This is a genomic window from Tenuibacillus multivorans, from assembly GCF_900103915.1.
Lineage (GTDB): Bacteria > Bacillota > Bacilli > Bacillales > Alkalibacillaceae > Tenuibacillus > Tenuibacillus multivorans.
The window spans coordinates 73,315-93,970 of record NZ_FNIG01000006.1; the positions used below are offsets into that span (position 1 = coordinate 73,315).

19 protein-coding genes are annotated in these 20,656 nt (G+C 35.4%); 6 read left to right on the forward strand and 13 right to left on the reverse strand.

What is annotated here, in order from left to right:
• The first annotated feature begins 83 nt into the window (after positions 1–83).
• The 3 genes from BLP77_RS10160 (at position 84) to BLP77_RS10170 (ending at position 2,565) form a co-directional block, all read left to right on the forward strand.
• Positions 84–1,124 carry a potassium channel family protein gene (locus BLP77_RS10160; RefSeq protein WP_176753040.1) on the forward strand — a complete coding sequence of 347 codons (1,041 nt, stop codon included), beginning with the start codon at positions 84–86 and terminating at the stop codon, positions 1,122–1,124.
• 77 nt (positions 1,125–1,201) lie between these two features.
• A complete protein-coding gene (locus BLP77_RS10165) occupies positions 1,202–1,573 on the forward strand; it encodes a carboxymuconolactone decarboxylase family protein (RefSeq protein ID WP_307723624.1) in 372 nt (123 codons plus the stop codon).
• A 68-nt stretch (positions 1,574–1,641) separates the two neighbouring features.
• On the forward strand, positions 1,642–2,565 hold the full coding sequence (locus BLP77_RS10170) for a superoxide dismutase (RefSeq protein WP_093857020.1): 924 nt from the start codon (positions 1,642–1,644) through the stop codon (positions 2,563–2,565).
• A 60-nt stretch (positions 2,566–2,625) separates the two neighbouring features.
• On the opposite strand, the gene BLP77_RS10175 is transcribed toward BLP77_RS10170, so the two are convergent.
• A complete protein-coding gene (locus BLP77_RS10175; protein ID WP_093857021.1) occupies positions 2,626–3,201 on the reverse strand; it encodes an NAD(P)H-dependent oxidoreductase in 576 nt (191 codons plus the stop codon).
• A 49-nt stretch (positions 3,202–3,250) separates the two neighbouring features.
• On the opposite strand from BLP77_RS10175, the gene BLP77_RS10180 reads away from it, so the two are divergent.
• Positions 3,251–4,180 (forward strand): glycerophosphodiester phosphodiesterase family protein, encoded by a 930-nt coding sequence (locus BLP77_RS10180; protein ID WP_093857022.1) that lies wholly within the window; start codon positions 3,251–3,253, stop codon positions 4,178–4,180.
• Positions 4,181–4,215: 35 nt separating this feature from the next.
• On the opposite strand, the gene BLP77_RS10185 is transcribed toward BLP77_RS10180, so the two are convergent.
• The 3 genes from BLP77_RS10185 to BLP77_RS10195 form a co-directional block, all read right to left on the reverse strand.
• Positions 4,216–5,685: an alkaline phosphatase family protein gene (locus tag BLP77_RS10185; protein ID WP_093857023.1), complete on the reverse strand. Its 1,470-nt coding sequence runs from the start codon at positions 5,683–5,685 to the stop codon at positions 4,216–4,218.
• 122 nt (positions 5,686–5,807) lie between these two features.
• The gene (locus BLP77_RS10190; RefSeq protein WP_093857024.1) at positions 5,808–7,847 is read right to left on the reverse strand and encodes a penicillin-binding transpeptidase domain-containing protein; all 2,040 of its coding nucleotides are present in this window, start codon (positions 7,845–7,847) and stop codon (positions 5,808–5,810) included.
• A gap of 33 nt (positions 7,848–7,880) precedes the next feature.
• The gene (locus BLP77_RS10195; protein ID WP_093857025.1) at positions 7,881–8,213 is read right to left on the reverse strand and encodes an SCP2 sterol-binding domain-containing protein; all 333 of its coding nucleotides are present in this window, start codon (positions 8,211–8,213) and stop codon (positions 7,881–7,883) included.
• A gap of 243 nt (positions 8,214–8,456) precedes the next feature.
• On the opposite strand from BLP77_RS10195, the gene msrA (BLP77_RS10200) reads away from it, so the two are divergent.
• Positions 8,457–8,981 (forward strand): peptide-methionine (S)-S-oxide reductase MsrA, encoded by a 525-nt coding sequence (gene msrA, locus BLP77_RS10200; protein ID WP_093857026.1) that lies wholly within the window; start codon positions 8,457–8,459, stop codon positions 8,979–8,981.
• A gap of 47 nt (positions 8,982–9,028) precedes the next feature.
• On the opposite strand, the gene BLP77_RS10205 is transcribed toward msrA (BLP77_RS10200), so the two are convergent.
• The 4 genes from BLP77_RS10205 to BLP77_RS10220 all read right to left on the reverse strand — a co-directional run bounded on the left by BLP77_RS10205 (position 9,029) and on the right by BLP77_RS10220 (position 16,011).
• Positions 9,029–11,002 carry a S9 family peptidase gene (locus BLP77_RS10205; RefSeq protein ID WP_093857027.1) on the reverse strand — a complete coding sequence of 658 codons (1,974 nt, stop codon included), beginning with the start codon at positions 11,000–11,002 and terminating at the stop codon, positions 9,029–9,031.
• 66 nt (positions 11,003–11,068) lie between these two features.
• Positions 11,069–14,629, reverse strand: a complete 3,561-nt coding sequence (locus BLP77_RS10210) for a dynamin family protein (protein ID WP_093857028.1) — start codon at positions 14,627–14,629, stop codon at positions 11,069–11,071.
• 2 nt (positions 14,630–14,631) lie between these two features.
• Positions 14,632–15,696, reverse strand: coding sequence for a GGDEF domain-containing protein (locus BLP77_RS10215; protein WP_176753041.1), 1,065 nt, complete (start codon positions 15,694–15,696; stop codon positions 14,632–14,634).
• 78 nt (positions 15,697–15,774) lie between these two features.
• A complete protein-coding gene (locus tag BLP77_RS10220; protein ID WP_093857030.1) occupies positions 15,775–16,011 on the reverse strand; it encodes a ferredoxin family protein in 237 nt (78 codons plus the stop codon).
• Between the two features lie 160 nt (positions 16,012–16,171).
• Between BLP77_RS10220 and BLP77_RS10225 the strand changes: the two genes are divergently transcribed.
• The gene (locus tag BLP77_RS10225; RefSeq protein WP_093857031.1) at positions 16,172–17,359 is read left to right on the forward strand and encodes a M14 family metallopeptidase; all 1,188 of its coding nucleotides are present in this window, start codon (positions 16,172–16,174) and stop codon (positions 17,357–17,359) included.
• Between the two features lie 94 nt (positions 17,360–17,453).
• On the opposite strand, the gene BLP77_RS10230 is transcribed toward BLP77_RS10225, so the two are convergent.
• The 5 genes from BLP77_RS10230 to BLP77_RS10250 form a co-directional block, all read right to left on the reverse strand.
• The gene (locus tag BLP77_RS10230) at positions 17,454–18,053 is read right to left on the reverse strand and encodes an alpha/beta hydrolase (RefSeq protein WP_093857032.1); all 600 of its coding nucleotides are present in this window, start codon (positions 18,051–18,053) and stop codon (positions 17,454–17,456) included.
• A gap of 105 nt (positions 18,054–18,158) precedes the next feature.
• On the reverse strand, positions 18,159–18,362 hold the full coding sequence (locus BLP77_RS10235; RefSeq protein WP_093857033.1) for a DUF6501 family protein: 204 nt from the start codon (positions 18,360–18,362) through the stop codon (positions 18,159–18,161).
• Positions 18,363–18,376: 14 nt separating this feature from the next.
• Positions 18,377–19,336 (reverse strand): peptide-methionine (S)-S-oxide reductase MsrA, encoded by a 960-nt coding sequence (gene msrA / locus BLP77_RS10240; RefSeq protein WP_093857034.1) that lies wholly within the window; start codon positions 19,334–19,336, stop codon positions 18,377–18,379.
• 19 nt (positions 19,337–19,355) lie between these two features.
• On the reverse strand, positions 19,356–19,853 hold the full coding sequence (gene vrrA, locus BLP77_RS10245) for a VrrA/YqfQ family protein (protein ID WP_093857035.1): 498 nt from the start codon (positions 19,851–19,853) through the stop codon (positions 19,356–19,358).
• Positions 19,854–19,930: 77 nt separating this feature from the next.
• The gene (locus BLP77_RS10250) at positions 19,931–20,593 is read right to left on the reverse strand and encodes a uracil-DNA glycosylase (protein ID WP_093857036.1); all 663 of its coding nucleotides are present in this window, start codon (positions 20,591–20,593) and stop codon (positions 19,931–19,933) included.
• Positions 20,594–20,656 lie beyond the last annotated feature (63 nt).

The window sequence follows — 20,656 nt, forward strand, 5'->3', positions numbered from 1 at the left end:
CTCCTTAATTCTAATTCTTTCCATAGTGAGAATACCATTGTATAATAAATAAACAAATAGTTGTTCAGAAAAGGATGTCGCTCATGTTTTTTAGATTAATACGTAGAAAAATTTATAAAGTTGATAACAAACTCGTTTACACGATTCTATTACTATTTTTTATATTATTTTCTTCTTATATTATACAAGTTATAGAGCCGGAGACATTTGCCTCCTATTCTACAGCATTGTGGTGGGTGATGACTACTGTTACAACTGTAGGATACGGTGATATCTCTCCCGTTACAGTTGCTGGGCAGCTTTTTGCAATGACTGCTGTTTATATTATAGGAATCGGCTTAATGGGTGTCTTTATCGGTTATATCGTAGATACTATTCAAGAATACCGTAAAAATAAGGAGGAAGGAAAATTGAAATACAAAGATTTTAACCACTACATTATTATTAACTACACCAAACGTTCTAAGGATACGATTGAAGAATTACTAAATATACATGAAGATAAAGATATCGTTTTAATAGATGAATCCTTAGATAGAACACCGATTAAACATGATCGCATTCATTTTATTTCTGGGAACCCAGCTAACCCTAGAACATTATATCAGGCTAATATCAATGAATGCCATTCAGTATTAATTTTTGCTTCAGATCATGTAGAAAATTATTCACTATCTGATGGACAAACACTATTGATTGCAACGACCATTGAAGGCTTAGGTCATCAGGAAGGTTTTGATGTTTATACCATTGCTGAAATCTTATTTGAACAACACATTTCGGCATTCAAACATTCTAAAGTCGATGAATTTATTACGCCGAACAAAACGAGTGCCCATTTAATAGCTAAGAGTGCAACCTATAATGGAACGAGCGAGATGTTTAGACAGCTCACTTCCTCAAATTACGGCGATGATATATTTGCGATCAAAAAACATCCTACTTGGTCTACATATCGTGATGCCTATATATACTTATTAGACAGAGGTGCAACGTTGCTCTCGGCTGAAAACCAACTCGATATAGCCAAACGAGCTGATGAATCAATTCCTGATGATACGGAGTTACTCATCATTTGTAATCAAGAGAATTACGATAAAATTGTCCAGGAATTAGCTGTATGATTTATAAATCAGTATAAATTTGTCATAAATTTAGAAACTAAGAATGTCTATTAATAACTTATAAACGGAGTGATTTGATGGATCAAATGGAAACACCTAAAAACTATTTTGACCAATCGATATTGGATTACAAAGAAGGCATGAACCACCTTAAAGTCAAATTACCTAAAATGACTCAAGGATTCTTTGATTTCTCGGAATCTTGTTTTGAGGCGGGATCGATTGATGAAAAAACAAAACAGTTATTGGCACTAGCTATCAGTATTTATGCTCAGGATGAGTATTGTATTATTTATCATTCCAAAGGAGCTGCAGAGCATAATGCTAGTGAAGAAGAAATTATGGAAACAATCGCCGTCAGTGCAGCTTTAGGTGGTGGAGCTACGCTATCGCAAGGTGTGACGTTAACGATGGATTCATATCATCATTACGCCAACACAAAACATTAAGATAAAATATCCCAATTTCCTGTGACATTCATACAATATCTATTATAAATGTTACAGGAGGTTTTTTTATGGATACAAGTACGTCACTCAATCAGTTTCTGGATGAATTAAATGATTGGACCTTGAGATTAGAGGAGAAATGGACAAATGCATCATCTTTACAATATGATAGTGACCCGTCTGAACAAGCGGTATTTGAAAATCAATTAAATGTATTAAAAGGGGATCTTGCGTATTACACTGAAAATAATGATCAATTGACAGTCAATCATGCTAGAGATCTCAAACAAACTGCATCTAAACTAGCGGATCAATGGCGGAATTTTCTTAATGGTCATCCATCAAGAGGATTTAGCCAAAATCCTGCCATTGGGATTGGCCAACACAAACTCCCTCCCCTTCCCTATGCTTACAATGCTTTAGAGCCTTATATTGATGAGCGTATCATGAGACTTCACCATGATAAACATCACCGCAGTTATGTAGAGGGTTTAAATAAAGCAGAAAAGGAGATGCAAAAGGCGCGTCAAAATAATAATTTTGATTTAATTAAACATTGGGAACGTGAAGCGGCATTCAATGGTGCTGGTCATTATTTACACACTATTTTTTGGAATGTTATGCACCCAGATGGTGGAGGTAAACCAAAAGGTGAGCTTTCAAACGCCATCAATCAATCATTTGGTAGCTTTGATCAATTTAAAAATCATTTTTCGGAGGCAGCCAAAAAGGTTGAAGCTGTTGGGTGGGCCATTCTCGTATACTCCCCTCGTTCACATCGATTAGAAATCCTTCAAGCTGAAAAGCATCAAAATTTAAGCCAATGGGATGTTATACCACTACTTGTGCTAGATGTGTGGGAACATGCTTACTACTTACAATACGAAAATAATCGAGGAAAATATGTTGATAATTGGTGGAATGTTGTGAATTGGAATGAAGTGGAGAAACGGTATAGAGAAGCTCAAAAAGTTAAATGGAAAGCCTATTAAACATCAGGTGTTAACCTTCAATCGGTTAACACCTTTTAAGTTTACATAATAAAAATATCGTTAATAGGTATTTCTGTGATAAGGATATTGTTTATTTAAGTATAATAAATAGTTCTGACGGAGCCTACTAAAATCAGTTTCTGTTTTAAGCTCCTCTTCAAAGGATTTGAAAATAGGTAGTGTTTTGCCCCTTATAAAATGGCATGTCGCATAAAACGGTGCTAATATTTGTTCAATCGTATGTTGATGTAACCCATCAAAACGATAGTCTTCGGATGAAAATCCTGAGCTAATCGCCACCCCAAATTCTTTACCAGTTAAAGCATGTTGTCCTCTAAATGCCCAGCCTGATAGTAAGACATCATCAAACCATTTTTTTAATAGTGGCGGATAACTATACCAGTAATTCGGAAATTGGAAAATAATTCGGTCGTGCTCTAATAATAGCTGTTGCTCTTTATTTACATCTATTTGCCAATCCGGATAGTCTTCATAAATCTCATGTAGTGTTATATTTGTCTCATGCATGACCGCCTTCTTTAGGTTTGCATTAATAGTCGATTTTTTTAAATTTGGATGAGCTAATACAATTAAAATGTTAATATTATGACCTCCCAGGATAGTTTCCTGCTCCATTATAGCATTTTTGATATAATATTTAAGAGTTTAACTTAGGGGGATTAACATGAAGACAAAAAAACGTACAAACAAAGAAAAATTGATTAGACGTGGTTCATTCACTCTAGCCATCTTAGGTGCCATTTATATTTTACTAAATTTGATTCCGATTCATTCAATTGACGTCAAACCATTTCACGAAAATGATCGACCATTAGTCATCGCTCATCAAGGCGGTGGACACTTAGCGCCTTCAAGCTCGATGGTAGCTTTTCAAAATGCTGTTGATTTAGATGTCGATGTATTAGAGACTGATATACATATTTCAAAGGACGGCTATTTAGTCGCCATTCATGATCCGACGGTTGATCGTACGACCGATAGTTCAGGGTCCGTCAATGATTTAACACTTGATGAGTTAAAACAGCTTGATGCTGGTTATTATTTTGAAGATGAAGCTGGAAACTTTCCTTTTCGAAATCAAAATATTAAGCTCATAACAGTTGAGGAACTCTTTCAAGCATTTCCAAATCAGCGGTTTTTGATTGAAATAAAAGATACCAATCCATATGATCGAATGGATGAGATCGCTAAACGCTTAGCACAGCTAATCGAGGACCATCATGTTGAAGATCAAGTAACCGTTGCTTCTTTTGATCACAAGATCATCGAAACCTTTCAACAATATGCCAGTAATGAAATAGCTATTTCAGGTGGTGAACAAGAAGTAAGAAAATTTGTCATTACTCACAAATTTCATCTGAGGAACCTGTATAAACCAAATGTTGATTCAATGCAATTACCTTTAAAGGCTAGTGGATTTGATTTAGCCTCATCAGATATCTTAGGAGGAGCTGAAAGATTGGGACTTCAAATTCATTATTGGACGATTAATGATAAGGAAACGATACGGACATTAATCGAAAAAGGCGCTGATGGTATCGTGACGGACAGGCCTGATTTAATGATTAAAGTATTAGAGGAAATAGGTTATTAAAAATGCATGAGGATAGGAATTCTTTCCCCTATTCCTCATCCATTAGTCCTTAATATAAGATTTAAAATGAATGATTTGATGTCAATGATGCGCGAATTTTCTAAAGGGATATCGGCACCTGTGATTAAAAAAGGAATTGATGACTCTTGTTTGTGCAATGAGCCGTGACTAGCTCCACCTAAATGATAAGGTGTTGATTGAGCAATAAACTCACAACCAGGCTTAGCGTTGATCACGATAAATCGACCTGAATGCGAATGTAATGCCCCGTGTAATCGAGCTAACACATCAGGGTAATCATTGTACGTTATTTTTTGCTGGTTCATTTTATCAATATCTAACACAGCTAAATCGCCATCTAGATCCCAATTCTGACCGTAAATATCTTGAACATGTCCTTCTGGTGCAAACCTTAATTCTCCTTCCTTAGAGCCAGATACTACAACATTTTGAGCCTCTTCTTTCCATGCGATCACATCAATACGCCGATCGTGTCGTAAGTCACTTACCACTCTTGAGATGGGCAATTCTTTATCTAATACATAAACATAAGCCATTCGTTGATTAACGGAGATAACTAGTTGATCCGAACTTGTCACAGAATCTTGAATCTTATGAATGCGATAATCTTTAAGGATTTTCCTAAGATTAATTAAGACATCGTTAAAGTTCCATCCTTGTGGCGCTTGGCCATTATCTCCAATCACCATCCATATATTTTGATCGATGGCCTCTTCCCAACTGTCATAAAGATTCAGTGTCTTTTGAATCTCTTTATCAATTTTCGAAATCCCACTTATGTCATAAGGTCGTTTAAAATGAACTCGAACATCCATATCTTGAAATATACAAAATGTAAAAGATGGTAATAGGTTATTTTTAATTAAGTAACGCAGTTCACGGCCTGCAAACTTACGATTTCCCCCAATCATAAAGGGAGCAAAACTAGGTTTCCTAAAGCTTGAAAATGCTCCTAGAGATAAATAGTATGGTGCGTTGGTAGTGATTTTGTCATCAAGGTTTGTTATCGCTTGTACGAACTTAGGCACCGTTAAGTCATGACTTTGTTTTCCTCGATAAACAAAAGAATTAATACTGGCTCCTTTGTGTCCATATTCATCGAGTTCTTCAAAAATGGTTTTAACATTCTTACTTAAATCAATGTTGTTTAATCGATGAAACATATTTCGCATAGATTGACTGAACCCAATACGAATCGTTTCGCGAAACCCCGTCCCGTAGTTTACCATCTCGCGTTTATTCTCATCGTACCAATTTAAAGCTGGAACCTGGTGTTGATCTGTATAAGTTCCTGTAAATAAACTACTATCAATGGTTACGGACATAGTTGGAAATGAACTAACCATATTAGGCGTAAAGTTGCCATTTTCCTTTAAAAACTTCAATGCTGGAGCTTTTCCTTTTTGTATCGCTTTTTCAAGAGGATCTGCCAACAAACTATCAATATTGAGTAAAATAACGGGTTTATGATTTGTTTCAGGCATTTGTGCTCATCCTTTATTTGACATAACTTTCTTCTACATAATCTCTCCTTTGATGATTGTATCTATACCGCTATTAATAAATACAAAAACACGTGAATTTCTAGAAATTCACGTGTAAGAGATCATTCATAAAATTTTTTCGCTAATTCGACAACATAACCACTTCCACCGCTGTCTTGTACGCCTTCAATTAATATTGTTAATATCATTTCTGGATTTGATTGATCATAGGAGACGAAAATCCCATTTTCAACCCCATCTTCTTCCTGACTCGATTTTAATTCTGCTGTACCCGTTTTACCAGCAATTTGCCGATTAGGTAAGTTTATGCTTTGAGCAGTACCTTGAGAGACCACTTTTCTAAAAAGCTGTTGTAAAAGCGATGCTTGATCTTCAGAAACCATATCCTCTATCAAAACCGACTGTTCCTCATTTAGAGTTAATAATGGTGTCATAACATCGCCGTTATTAACAACACCGCTATATAATGACGTTAAATGTACCATATTCATAAGCATTTGGCCTTGGCCATATGATGTATCAGCTAATAAGACATCATGATCAAATGAACCGCTATTTGATATTTGTGACTGGTTGACTGGATATTCAAATGGAAAATCTTCGCCAAACCCTAACCTTTCTAGCCCAGCTCGAAACTGTTCGCCACCAATGTTTGTACCTAACATAGCAAAATAAATGTTATCCGAATTAACTATAGCGCTTTCTAAATCCACTTGTGTATCCTGTGTGTAAACTCTTGATACATAATAATTTCCCCAGGAAGCGTCCTTTTGCCACGTACTACCATTAATCGTCACTTGTTCCTCTGGTTCCAGGACACCTTGATTGAGTCCAATAGCTGTTGTCATAAGTTTAGCAGTCGATCCAGGTGAATAGCTTGAAGCGAAACGGTTAATCGTTGGACGATTTTCATTTTCCATTAACGCATTGTATTCTTTCTGCGATAGTCCTAACACAAATCGGTTCGGATCAAACGCAGGAAAACTTATAAGGCTTGTTACCTCTCCCGTTAATGGATTCATGGTCATCGCTGTTCCATTTTCCTCTTTAAGTAAATCGTATAACTTCTCCTGGATATTCATATCTATCGTTAATTGAACAGTTTCACCATCCTTGGCGTCCTTTTTAGCGACAGTAACGGTTGACTGATCAGTCTTTTCGATATATATTTCGACACCTTCTTCACCACGCAATTGTTCGTCATACAATTGCTCTAAGCCTCTTTTTCCAATACGATCCTGAGAGGAGTAACCTTGACCCTCCAACTCTTCTAGCTCCTCTGCTGTGATACTACCAATATAACCCGTTAGATGAGCTGCTTTTTTACCAAAAGGATAGACACGATCCATTGAAATCCTAGATGTAACGCCATCGATTGAGGTTGCTTGCGTTACTAGATCTTTCTCTTCTAAGCTTAGTTTGATTATCGGTACAAAATGGTGTGGCTGTACCCAGCTCTGCTCATATTTATCTTTAATGCTATCTTCGCTAAGATCTAATATATTGGCTAGTTCTGATAACGAAGACTCATGAAAGTTTTCAAGTACAACTCCGAGCTCATATACTTCACCGTTCGTAGCCATTAACTGGCCGTTCCGGTCAACGATTTCGCCTCTCTGAGCCGGTAATGATGATAGACGAACTTCATCACCATCTTCTAGGTTCGGTAAAATAAAAGATGGATCCCATTCCACATGCCACGGACTTTCAGGATCTATTTCCACCTCCCCTTCACCAACGTATTCCTCATCGACTTGCTTTTCTAATACAACATCTTTCCGGTAATCCACTTCTCCAGCAAGCGTTTGAAATGATATCGATACTGGTACTTCATATGAGGTTAACGTTTTAAAGTCCTCTTCAGTTATCTCTTGTTCTTCTAAAATTTCAACAGATAACTGATCCACTTCTAATGTGTCGTACAGATGTTCATATCGTGTTCCATAGTCCTCAAATGTGTATTCAGCTTTTGTCCGTTCTAATAAATACTGATCATACATGTCTTGAAATTCACTTTGTTCCCATAAACTAATATAGTCATGTAAGTAATCATATGGGTTCGTAAACTCAACTGTTTCCTCTTCCTCACTACACCCCACTAAAATAACGACTACGACTAAGAGAAATAATATTTTTTTCAATAGACCACCTTCTTAAACGAAAGTATACACACATTATTGATAATAACTTAAAACCTTTTGCAATTTTAATGCCTTAGTTAAGTCTCCTTCAGCTTTTATCTTGCCCATCATAAATGCACTGGTCGCATTCAAATTCCCATCCAATAGCTTCTCAAAATTCGATTCATTCATTTTTAATAAACAATCAGGTTCTTCTAAAAGTTCATCTTTTAGTTCAACTTCACTTTGATAAAATAATACACTCCAATGCTTGTTTCCTTCATTAGTTGTAATGTCAAATGAAAATGTTGATGTCATCCCATTATAAGGCTTAGGATTCTTATTCATCTTATCTTTTAATATCTCTAACTTATTTTCCATACTCATCCTTCATTCCCCCCTAATGCTTCTTATTATATCAAAATTTTCGAAATAATTGTGTTTAATACTTAGGTTAGGTGGGAATGTAATAACTAAGATAAAAAAATTGGGTTAGGACAAAGGGCAAACCCGAAAAACCTTAATTACCTCCCCCTTTATGTGTCTTGGATGAATGCGTCCAAGACATTTTTGTTTTCTAGGTACATCGTGATTGGTATAATACATGCATAAGAAATTGAGGTGAAAGATATGACAGATCATTTAAACTTAGCAACATTTGCTGGAGGTTGTTTCTGGTGTATGGTTAAACCCTTTGATCAATGGGATGGTGTTCATTCGGTTGTATCAGGTTATACGGGTGGGCATGTAGACAATCCATCTTATGAACATGTTAAAGAAGGAAGTACTGGACATTATGAAGCTGTACAAATTACATATGATCCATCTAAAATTTCATACCAAACAATTTTAGATTTATATTGGCCTCAAATTGATCCCACAGACCCCGATGGACAGTTTCATGACCGTGGACCACAATACCGAACAGCTATTTTCTATCATAATGAAGAGCAAAAACAATTAGCCAATAAGTCAAAAGAAAACATCGAAAAAAGCGGTAAATTTAATAGTCCAATTGTGACTGAAATACTTAAAGCAACAACCTTTTATCCAGCAGAAGAATATCATCAGGACTTCTATAAAAAGAATCCAGAGGAATATCAAGCAGATCGTGAAAAATCTGGTCGCGATGATTTTATTAAGGAAAATTGGTAGTAAAGTAAAAGCCATGTATCACGTAACCGATACATGGCTTTTATAAATTATTTTAAGTAATCGTTAAACCATCCAACAATATGATTTAATCGTTCAATTCGAAGGTTTGGTTTACCTGTTCTTGACAAGTTATGATCAGCTTCAGGAAAACGAACAAATTCCGTTTCTTTCTTTTGATGTTTTAAGGCTATAAATAATTGTTCAGCCTGTTCCATCGGGCAACGGAAATCACGTTCATTGTGAATGATCTTTAAAGGTGTTTCGATATGATCTACATAAGCGATTGGGGAATGCTTCCAAAGCTTATCAAGATCATTTAAATCGGCTTTAATCTGCCATTCGTTAAAGTAATAACCAATGTCACTGACACCTCTAAAGCTAATCCAATTGGATATACTTCGTTGCGTTACAGCTCCTTTGAAACGGTTTGTATGACCGACAATCCAGTTCGTCATAAACCCACCATAGCTACCACCTGTTACGCCTAAACGATTTTTATCAATCCAATCGTATTCTTCCAAAATATAGTCCACACCGTTCATAATATCCTGATAATCACCATTACCATAGTCACCGCGTACAGCATCGACAAACTCTTGTCCATAGCTATGGCTACCTCTCGGATTCACATATAATACCGCATAGCCTTGTGCCGCTAAATACTGCATTTCATGGAAAAAGGTATTTGCATAAAATGCGTGTGGTCCACCATGAATATTCAAAACCATTGGATATTGTTTTCCCTCTTCGTAATTAGCTGGTTTCATAAACCAACCACGAACTGTCCATTCATCTTTGCTCGTATAAGTGATTGGCTTAGGTTCAACAAGCTCGACTTCATCCATGAATTCTTTATTGAAATCAGATACTTGTGTTAATTCTCCTGAAGGAATATCTAATAGATATAGCTCACTTGGGTTCGTTGGTTTACTAATAGTTAATATGGCTTTTTGACTTTCACCATCAATATCAAAACCATAAATATGAAAGTCTTGGTGTAGGGCTGGATAAATTTCACCATTGACATTGCCGTAATATAGATAGACATTACCTTGATCTGAAACAGGGAAATAAAAATCTTGATCACTTGCCCAAATGGCCCCTTGAAGTACTGCCTGCTGCTGTGTATCGGCAGCCGCAAAATCGCCAACAGGTGCATCCAGGCTTTCCGTCATACAAGTTAAGGTTCCTGTATTAAAATCATATAAGTAAACCTCTGCATGCGTGGCATTAAGATATTTTCTACCCATATGTACAAACAATAACTTCTCACCATTCGGTGAAACGTTAAAGTTTAGTGCATACCCTTCTTCTGTTTTAATTTCTGTATCTTGATTATTTTTAAGATCATAAATATAAACATTATGGTTAAAGTTGAAATCTTGATTAACATCCTCATCTGTTGTGTACACAAATGAATGGTTATTAATCCAAGTTTGGAAGACATAATTTTGCTGTCCACTTTTTAGTGTTCTTTCTTCCTCTGTTTTCAATTCTAGTAATCTAATTTCTTGATACTTCTCTTTAAGTAGTCCAGCACCATCAGCCTTATACTTCATCCGATTAATTACAGTAGGTTTTGGAAGATCTTTCTCTTCTTCTTTTTCTTCATCATTGGATTCCTCAATGGGAACACTTACTTGATAGACAACTTGATTACTATCTAATGCAAAATGGGCATAAGATACGCTTTCTTTTTCATCAGTATATTTTTTAGCTTCCCCGCCATTTCTTGATATAATGTATACTTGATTTTTTTCTTCGCGATTGGATAAAAATAAGACTTTCTCTCCATCGGCCGACCATCTAGGTTGTGTAACTCGGTCTTGCCCAAAAGTCCATTGAGAGACTTTATTTGTTTTTAAATCATAATGAAAAAGATTCGAAACATATTTATTCTCATCCTCATCCAAATGCGTTTTAACGAATACGACTTCTTGTCCATCAGGAGAAAAACGTGGATCTGATACAGAATCTATTTTAAATATATCCTCTGCGTGTACATAACGTTGTTCTGTCATAGTATCCCCCTTATCTAAAATTATTATTTAACTATTATAATTGAAAGAGTTGTATTTGTCGAATATTCAAACGATTATGTTTTGTTTAATTTCTTTAAATCGAGAGAGTAATTGATCATCATTATAAATCTCTTCTTTATAATTAATTAATTCCTCATTTTCATTTTTATATTGTTTAAATAGTTGATTAGTGAGCAGATTGTATTCTTCTTCATAATGATGTTTAAACACTTGTTGCATTTGTGAAGTTGAATAGTCTAAAGCTGATTTTGCAAGTTCTTGCAGTTGTGCATACATATCTTTTATTTTTTGCTCCTCGAAAAACTCTTTTTTATTTTTATAAAGATTAATAATTGGCTCTAGTTGGGTATTATAAATCGCTTCAAGTAATTCTGGCTCCATCGATTCATTTAGTGTTAAATCCGTCTTAAATAATTTCGCTAACGACGTTTCCCGAATAATATACTGATTAATATCTTTTATCCTTTCATCCAGCACGCGGTTTAACTTTCGATCAAGCAATATATGTGTCGTCTGAAATTCATTAGATAACTTTTCCTGTAGCTTACTGAACAGCTGCTTAATTGCTATTTTAATCTGTAGCTTACCCTTCTTACCATTCGCGGTAACCGTTGCAGGATTAATTGTTTCCTTTAATAAGTCATTAAATTGAATCATGGTACGGTCTTTAATATGGTGTGCCAATTCATTAATTTCTTGCTTAATTGAATTGATATATAAAGTTGGATCATCCTGTTTAACTTTAGTATTTAATTGGGTTAATTCTTGCATTAAACGATTAATAAGGTCCTGCTGTTCAGTTGGGTTTTCGTTTGCTTCTTTTATCGTGGAATCTAGAAACTTCGCTAATCGAGATTGTTCACTAACTAAATTAGTAGACATAAGTTGCTTAGCGTCCTGTTCGATAAAATCATTAAATCGCGTGAAAAATCCTTCCACGTCATGTGACAGGTCGTTATCTTTAAGTAGCCGTTTACTAGATAACGGGTAAATAGCGGGTTGATTAATACCATATTGCGTCAATTGATCGAAAAGATAGTTTTGGACTAATGATAACTCATCTTTACTAGATGCCAAGTCAGCCGCATTTAGAATAAAAAACATCTTATCTAATGCGAATGCATCCTTAACTCTTCCAAGCTGTAGTAGGAATTCACGATCTGCTCTTGAAAAGGCGTGATTATAGTAATTGACATATATAATCGCATCCGAATGTTTCACGTAATGGAAAGAAGTATTCGTATGTCTAGCGTGAATAGAATCAGCACCAGGTGTATCCACTAAGGTGACACCCCGTCGTGTTAATTCACAATCATAGTACACACTGATTTCATGGATAAAGCATGAAATAGATTCTTCCGTAACAAACCTTGAAAACTCATCAATCGAAATGATTCGTTCATGACCTAACCATTCACGAGCATCCGAGATGCCTGTTAAAAATGCTTCAATGAAAGATATTTCTGTTTTCGATAATTGGTCAGTAAAATTAGATTTATTTTTTTGAATGAAACGTGTTACTTCGTTTAAATCACTGAATTCTTGACTTGTAAATGGCGAAATCATGTGGCCTAATTGGTCGACCATCATGTCACCATTTTTATATTTAACGCTAACCGTTCCGTGCTCCTTTTCTGGCGTTACAGGACAAATTTTATTAATAGCAGCAGTTGTTGGGTTAGGTGATGCTGGAAGTAGCTCCTCTCCTACCCATGCATTAGCAAACGATGATTTTCCCGCACTAAATGCCCCAAATAATGCGACTGTTAATTCAGTGTTTTGTAACTTATCTAGTTGTTGATTTAGAGCCTTATAAAATTGACTTAATGGCTTAAAAGGCTTGATTTCCTCAATTATTTGTTCTGTTCGATCAATTATTTGATAGACATCGAATTCATTAATTTTACTTCTTTCTTTTGCTTCCTCCTTGTCGTCTTGTGAAGGATTAGTTGAGTAATCATGAAGTAGCTCTGTTACATCCATTGATGGTATCTGTTTGTGTAAATCCTCATGGGCTTTCTGAATTGTTTCATTTGTCCCTTTAGCGTTAATTGAGTGATGAATTAGTTTTTGCTTTAACGCCTCTTTTTCAGCCTCTAATTGCTGTAGGTTGGTGTATTGATCCATTTCTTCATCTACATCATGTAATTGCCGTTCTAAATCTGATAAATATTGCTGGGCCTTCTCATCATACTGTAATGACATTTGATCAATTAGTGGTTTGGTTTCTTTCTTAATCAACTGTGTAATGTTTTTCTGTAATTGGTTAGTATAGACCAGAACTGAATCGGCATTAACCTCTGCTGATGGATTAACAGCTTGAGATAAATGATCCGATGTTATATCAACTTCAAATTGTTGTATTTCTCGATGCAAATTGAAATCATCCATTTGATAGTCTTTTAATTGATTGATTAATAGATGGCGTACATGCCAAATTATTTCCGATTTAACACGTTTATTAATGTCTGACTGAAACTGCTCTTCTCTGTGTACTTTTTCTTCAAGTGTTTTCTTTTTAGAAAATAACGTACCAACTTTAAACTTGGGTTGAAGCGATTCAAGATATGCTTTTGCTATTTCACGCGTGTCGAATGTCATTAAATAAGCATTATTTAGTAGATTTGATAAATCATCTTTTAATTGAATATCAAACTGATAACGGTCGTTTTCTATTTGGTTCATTTCATTAATCAAACGTTTGTTTGATTCTCGTAATTCCGTTAAGTCTGAATAGTTTTGATTATTTAGTTTTAATTTTTCATCAGTCCATTGATCGATGAGCTGTATTAATTCCACTTCCGTTTTGTTATGAATAAGTTGGTCTTTATCCTCAATGATTTGGTCCATAAACGCATTAAGTTCGTCCAACTGATTGAGTGAGTGGTTCAAATCAATTAGTGTTGTATAAAATATTTTTTCTGGTTGCAGTTGCCACGCCTGGCAGCTGTCTTTTAACGATTTTTTAAATTTGTCAAAGGATAATTCATGCTCATTATGTTTGTCTATCTGATTCACAACAATAACATACGGTACATGATTTTCTTCCAATTCCTTAAGAAAATGGAAGTTAACCTCGGACTGTACATGATTGTAGTCCATGACATAAACAAAATAATCGATCATATGAACTTGAGATAAAGTTCGATTAAACTCTTCATCATCAGAAGAATCAATACCGGGTGTATCCATTAATGAAACACCACTTTTTAATACGGGTAATGGTTTTTTAATGGTAAGTGATTGTACGGTTTCACCATTTTTGGATAATTGCTTAACGTGGTTTAAGTTAATGTTATTCTCTATGGAACAACGACCATCCGTTAAGTGATAAATAACCTCATCTTCACCATATCTAATATCAACAATATTAGCACTAGTCGGGATTGGACTTGATGGTAAGAGGTCCTCTTTTACTAATGCATTGATTAATGATGATTTACCGGCGGAAAAATGACCCGTAAAGCCGATCGTCAACCGTTGATGTCGCCATTTTTCATATAATTGTATTAACTTTTGGTCAAGATTTGCATATGGATGTACAGATAGTTCTTTCCACAATTCATCAAAATTGATTGAAGACTTGACTAGCTCAGATGTTATCATGTTTATTCCCCTACTCTTTCGTATGATTCCTGAAACATGGCACAGTTTTTACCTCGTGCTTTAGCTAAATATAAATATTCATCTGCTCGATTTAAAATATCCTCTTTCGTGTCCGCTTCTTGTCTAAACGATACGCCATAACTAATGGTAATTGTCTCATGATTCAATTCAGGTAGCAGATTGATTCCCTTTTCGAATAACTTATTCCACTGTTGAATTTGTGTTTCAAGTGAACGTTTCCGTGTATTAAATAAAATAATCGCGAATTCCTCTCCACCATAGCGGAACGCGTAACTATCAAAGTTATTTAGTTCATGCTTAAGAGTGTTCCCATAAGCAGATAATACTTGATCCCCGACGGTATGGCCATACTGATCATTGATTTTTTTGAAATCATCAATATCGGCTAAAATTAAGGAAAATGACTTATTCGTATTGACTAATTTACCGAGTGTATTTTGAAACGAACGGTGATTGTATAGCCCCGTTACGTAATCACTTACTGATTGATTTTGAAAAGCCATTTTTTCTTTATGATGTTTTCTTTCTCGTAACGCTATAATAGCAGCAAATATACCTACTAGTATAAAAAATACAATGTCAAAGGCAAAAGCCCATAACTTTTCCGTTGTAATTTGAATGGGTGGATAGAAACAAACGACTGAGTATCCGACAATTGAGGTCATTAATGCTATGACTAAACCACGTGTTCTCCATAATATGGTCGCATGCATTAAATGGACATATATGATGGGAACAAATAAACTGTTTGCACTACCAGTTAAAGCAATAAACCAGAAGGTCGCTATAAAATCGAAGAAGATTCCCAGTTTCATCGTAAAACTTTGTAACTTTTCTCGTTTAGAACTAATCATTAGAGCTAATTGTAAAATTAATGTATAAGACAATGAAAAGATTAATAAATATTCAAATGTAAAAGGATTCAAATTTAATGGTTGCTGTATTGGTTCAAATAAATATAAAGCACCACATATTATTAAGAAAAACCATCTGATCGTAGTAAAAAGCTGTTCAGTTTGTTGGTCAGTTAGATATAAAGTTTTCATCTTAATTAGCTCCTCATTAAGAATATTAGTCATAAAAAAAAGGCTGAATCACATATCCAGCCTTCTTGTCATTGTGAATTACTCTTGGAAAAATTTACGGTTTATTTCAATATACTCAGTTTCTTCTTCTGGTAACTCATCTTCGTGGTAAATGGCTTCAACTGGGCATACTGCTTCACATGCTCCACAATCAATACAAATATCTGGATCTATATAGAACATGTCTTTTCCTTCTTCGATACAATCTACCGGACATACTTCGACGCATTCCGATGCTTTTTCATCTTTGCATGGCGATGTAATAACAAATGCCACAATAACCACTCCTTTATTTTTCTCTAATTCCCATCTTATCATATTTTATATAAGTTAACAGGACTTATCAATGTGTTCTATCAAAAATTATAGGCACTTTTTTTAAAATATGCAAATATACTGTAATAACGTGTATCACTTTATTTAAGGAGGTCCAAACATGGATTTTGTCATTCAACCAGGAATGACCTTCAATAGCATCTCTACATTATTTAATGTGCCTTTACGTTTAATTATCGAGGCTAATCGTTTTAAAGATCCGTATCAGTTAAGAATTGGTGATGTCGTCAATGTTCCTGGTTATCACCTAGAGACATATACCATTCAGCCAAACGATACTTTATGGTCCATAAGTCAGAGATTACACATTCCACTTGTGCAAATCATGTCTGTTAATAGTGTTGACCCATACCAATTAAGAATTGGCGATACCCTTCTAGTTCCTGTCAGAAATAATAACCATCATTTTGACTTTGATGAACCCTATACATTTGAAAAATTAGAAGAAGATTTATTTCAATTAGTGACATTATACCCTTTTATGACCTTAAAACAAATTGGTCGCTCCGTTATGAATAAACCAATTTATGAGGTTGTCATTGGCAATGGTCCAAAGCATGTACATGTCAATGGTTCCTTTCATTCAAATGAGTCGATTACAACCTCTGTCATCATGCGCTTTCTATATGATTACTTAGTATCCCTTACGACACAGGAACCTATTCGTGATGTTAATATGCAACAATTCTTTGATCAAATTACGCTATCTTTAGTACCGATGGTTAACCCGGATGGCGTTGATTTATTAAACGAAGGATTACCTGAAAATGAATATTATCGCGATCTAGTGTTAGAAATTAATAATGGAAGTACAAATTTTAATAATTGGAAGGCAAACATTCGAGGCGTCGACTTGAACAATCAATATCCAGCGAATTGGGAAATTGAAAAGAATAGGAAACGCCGACAGCCAGCACCACGAAATTATCCGGGAAGTAAACCTTTAACAGAACCGGAGGCTATTGCTATGGCAGAGCTCGTAGAACGAGAGGACTTTGATCGTGTGTTAGCTTTACACACTCAAGGCAAGGTGATCTATTGGGGATATGAAGGTTTAGAACCCCCAGAAGCTCAAACAATTGTTAATGAGTATGGACGTGTGAGTGGCTACACACCGATTCGTTATGTTGACAGTCATGCCGGCTTTAAAGATTGGTTTATTCAAGAATATCGCAAACCGGGTTACACGGTTGAGTTAGGTAGAGGAACTAACCCATTACCATTTAGTCAATTTGATGAAATTTATGAAGAAACATTAGGTATCTTTTTGGCAAATTTGTTTGTATAAATCGTATGACTTTTGCACCGCGCTATGCGGTGCTTTTGTTCATAAAAAATGACTACAAATTGTAGTCATTTTAGCTTGGGATATATGGTTAATTTTACGATAATCCTTGATACCATTCTTTTGCAGCTTCAACTTCCTCACGAGTTAATTGATGGCCAAGGTTTGTCCAGAATAACTCCACTGTTGCGCCAGAGTTTTCTAACATGCTTTTCAATTCCTCAGCTTCATCCGCGGGGCAAATTGGATCGTTTTGGCCTGCACCGATAAAGACTGAGACATCTTCATGGTTAGGTAGATGAATGCCTCTTCTCGGTACCATTGGGTGGAATAACATAGCTCCCTTTAAGCTATCCTGGTAATGGTATAAAAGACTTCCTGCTATGTTTGCCCCATTTGAATAACCAACAGAATAAACTTCATCTCGATTAAAATTATATTCCTTACTTTTATCTTCAAGGAAATCATATAGCTCTTTTGTTCGTTTAATTAAGTCCTCTTCATCAAATACACCTTCTGCGATTCGCCGGAAGAAGCGCGGCATACCATTTTCGTTAACGTTACCGCGTACGCTAAGCACATTAGCATCTGGATCGATCATGTCTGTTAGTGGTAATAAATCGTTCTCATTACCACCCGTCCCATGCAATAATAATAATGTTCGTCCATTACGACCTTCCTGGAATATATGTTTCATATATGTCCTCCTAATTATCTTGAATTCAAAATAAATTATACTGAATAGAAAATTTCGAGTCAAAAAAGCAGCTTTCAACTAAATGCTGAAAACTGCTCATTATTTTTATAATTCCTTAAAATAATTTTTATAAAAGCCGCCCATTTTACCTGAATCATCTATAACAAAATAAAATTCATCGGTTTCATTTTTAACATCGTAAACATTACCTGGTGTTAAAACATTTTCGACTTTAAACTTTTCCGCTTCTGTGTTTGTACATTTAATTTGTTTTATCGTCGAATGATCATTCCAAGTTTTATGAATCATACCATTCACCTCTATTATTTGTCTTCCTCGAATAATACTTTATATTTACCATAACCTTCTTTATCTAATTGATCCTTAGGTATAAACCTTAAGGCTGCCGAATTAATACAATACCTCAATCCGCCTTCTTGGACTGGACCATCTTCAAAGACATGTCCTAAATGAGAATCTGCATAGTCACTTCGAACCTCAACACGACGCATACCAAGTGAGGTATCTAAGCGTTCTTCAAGTTGTGAAATTGGTCTCGTAAAGCTCGGCCAACCACAACCAGCGTCGTATTTATCCGTTGAAGAAAATAGAGGTTCTCCACTTACGACATCAACGTAAATGCCATCTTCTTCATGATCCCAATACTCATTTTGATATGGCGTTTCCGTCGCTTCTTCCTGGGTGACTTTGTATTGTAAATCCGTTAACTCTTGTCTCAATTTTTCCCGGTCTTTTTGCTTCCAATACTTATCGATAAAGTCTTTTCGCCCTGAGCCTTTTTTGTACAGCTTATAATGAAATGCATTTTTCTTATAGTAATCTTGATGATGTTCTTCCGCAGGATAAAAGGTTTGTGCTTCTTTAATTTCGACGACGATAGGATCATTAAATTTTCCACTGTTTTCTAAAGCTTGCATTGATTCTTCAGCTAGTTGTTTTTGTTTGTCATTATGATAAAAAATAACGGGTTTATAAGATTCTCCGCGGTCATTAAATTGTCCTTCATGATCGGTAGGATCAATTTGTTGCCAATATAGCTCCAATAGGTCTTCGTAAGGAAAAACATCTGGATCAAATGTGATTTGTACGGCTTCCACATGTCCAGTTGTTTCAGAACATACTTCCTCGTAAGTAGGGTTTTCAGTGTGTCCTCCTGTATAACCTGAAATGATGTCATTGATTCCTGGTCGCCGATCAAAAGGCTCTACCATACACCAAAAGCATCCGCCTGCAAATGTTGCCTTTTCTAATTGTTTTGTCAAGGAAATCACCTCAATTTTATTATATATATAATTTAGGACTAGGTAATCCATCTGATCTTGTAGAAGATTTACTTTTACTTTTATCTAGCTGCTCATTTTGATTTTGTTGATGTTCATCCTTATCTTCTTTTGAACTGTCTTGATCTGATTCATTTTGATGATCAGTGGATGATTCCTCATCATCATTTTCCATCATTATCTTCATCATATCAAGAAACATGGGTAAATTTTTTACTAAAGGTCCGTATTCTTTAATATATGGTGCGTATTGTTGAAATAAACCAATACCCTTTTGTACATGATTAAGTGTTTCATGTAGTGTAGCGTATTTCGAAGCCATCCCAGTACTTTGACCATATCCATATAGCTGTTGCGGGTAACCGCCATACTGACTTTTACCTAAAAGTTTTTGAAGAAATTTGCCTCCCTTGCTAACAGTCTGTTGTTGGTATGGTGGTTGATAATAATAGTTTTGGTAACCAGGATATTGAGGTGGAAGAAATCCAAACGGATCCATCGTCTATTCCTCCTTTTTCATTCATAATATATTGTACGGAATAGACCAGTATCTCGTTTAGGCGTTTGTCATGATTATTACCAACCCCATTTAATAGGTGATTGATTATGTTCTTTTAAGTATGTATTTGCTTTAGAAAATGGCTTGCTACCAAAAAATCCCCGATAAGCTGATAACGGGCTTGGGTGTGGAGCGTGTAAGATTAAGTGTCGATCACGATCAATCATATGTCCCTTTTTTAAGGCCTGTTTCCCCCACATTAAAAATACTAAGTGTTCTTTTTCTTCATTTAATATAGTTAATACACGATCCGTAAATGTTTCCCATCCCTTTTGCCGGTGTGAATTAGGTTGTCCAACCTCAACCGTTAATACGGTATTAAGGAGTAGTACGCCTTGTTTAGCCCAATGTGTTAAATCTCCATTGGTTGGATGTTCACAATCAATATCATCCAACAGTTCTTTATAAATATTCTTTAAAGATGGTGGGAGTGGGATATTAGGATTTACCGAAAAACTTAATCCATTTGCTTGATTAGGGCCATGATAAGGGTCCTGACCAATAATCACAACCTTTGTTGTATTTAAAGGTGTTGTATTAAGAGCATTAAATATGTGATCTTTTTTAGGATATACATCTTTATGTTTATATTGTTCTTCAATAAATTGATGTAATTCTATAAAATACGGCTTTGTCAGCTCATTTTCCAAATAATATTTCCAATCTGTATAGATATTCATTTTTCCCCTCCCCCTTTTAATTTCCCGGGAAAGCGCAGTATGTGTTTGTTTTCGACAGGTGAT

What these genes read in the sequence shown, in the direction of transcription:
- BLP77_RS10205 (WP_093857027.1), bottom strand. Translation starts at nt 11,002, where the DNA reads ATGACAGAACAACGTTATGTACACGCAGAGGATATATTTAAAATAGAT.
- BLP77_RS10250 (WP_093857036.1), bottom strand. Translation starts at nt 20,593, where the DNA reads ATGAATATCTATACAGATTGGAAATATTATTTGGAAAATGAGCTGACA.
- BLP77_RS10165 (WP_307723624.1), top strand. Translation starts at nt 1,202, where the DNA reads ATGGATCAAATGGAAACACCTAAAAACTATTTTGACCAATCGATATTG.
- BLP77_RS10235 (WP_093857033.1), bottom strand. Translation starts at nt 18,362, where the DNA reads ATGATTCATAAAACTTGGAATGATCATTCGACGATAAAACAAATTAAA.
- msrA (WP_093857026.1), top strand. Translation starts at nt 8,457, where the DNA reads ATGACAGATCATTTAAACTTAGCAACATTTGCTGGAGGTTGTTTCTGG.
- BLP77_RS10175 (WP_093857021.1), bottom strand. Translation starts at nt 3,201, where the DNA reads ATGGAGCAGGAAACTATCCTGGGAGGTCATAATATTAACATTTTAATT.
- BLP77_RS10195 (WP_093857025.1), bottom strand. Translation starts at nt 8,213, where the DNA reads ATGAGTATGGAAAATAAGTTAGAGATATTAAAAGATAAGATGAATAAG.
- BLP77_RS10230 (WP_093857032.1), bottom strand. Translation starts at nt 18,053, where the DNA reads ATGAAACATATATTCCAGGAAGGTCGTAATGGACGAACATTATTATTA.
- BLP77_RS10215 (WP_176753041.1), bottom strand. Translation starts at nt 15,696, where the DNA reads ATGAAAACTTTATATCTAACTGACCAACAAACTGAACAGCTTTTTACT.
- vrrA (WP_093857035.1), bottom strand. Translation starts at nt 19,853, where the DNA reads ATGGATCCGTTTGGATTTCTTCCACCTCAATATCCTGGTTACCAAAAC.
- BLP77_RS10170 (WP_093857020.1), top strand. Translation starts at nt 1,642, where the DNA reads ATGGATACAAGTACGTCACTCAATCAGTTTCTGGATGAATTAAATGAT.
- BLP77_RS10160 (WP_176753040.1), top strand. Translation starts at nt 84, where the DNA reads ATGTTTTTTAGATTAATACGTAGAAAAATTTATAAAGTTGATAACAAA.
- BLP77_RS10185 (WP_093857023.1), bottom strand. Translation starts at nt 5,685, where the DNA reads ATGCCTGAAACAAATCATAAACCCGTTATTTTACTCAATATTGATAGT.
- BLP77_RS10225 (WP_093857031.1), top strand. Translation starts at nt 16,172, where the DNA reads ATGGATTTTGTCATTCAACCAGGAATGACCTTCAATAGCATCTCTACA.
- BLP77_RS10180 (WP_093857022.1), top strand. Translation starts at nt 3,251, where the DNA reads ATGAAGACAAAAAAACGTACAAACAAAGAAAAATTGATTAGACGTGGT.
- BLP77_RS10210 (WP_093857028.1), bottom strand. Translation starts at nt 14,629, where the DNA reads ATGATAACATCTGAGCTAGTCAAGTCTTCAATCAATTTTGATGAATTG.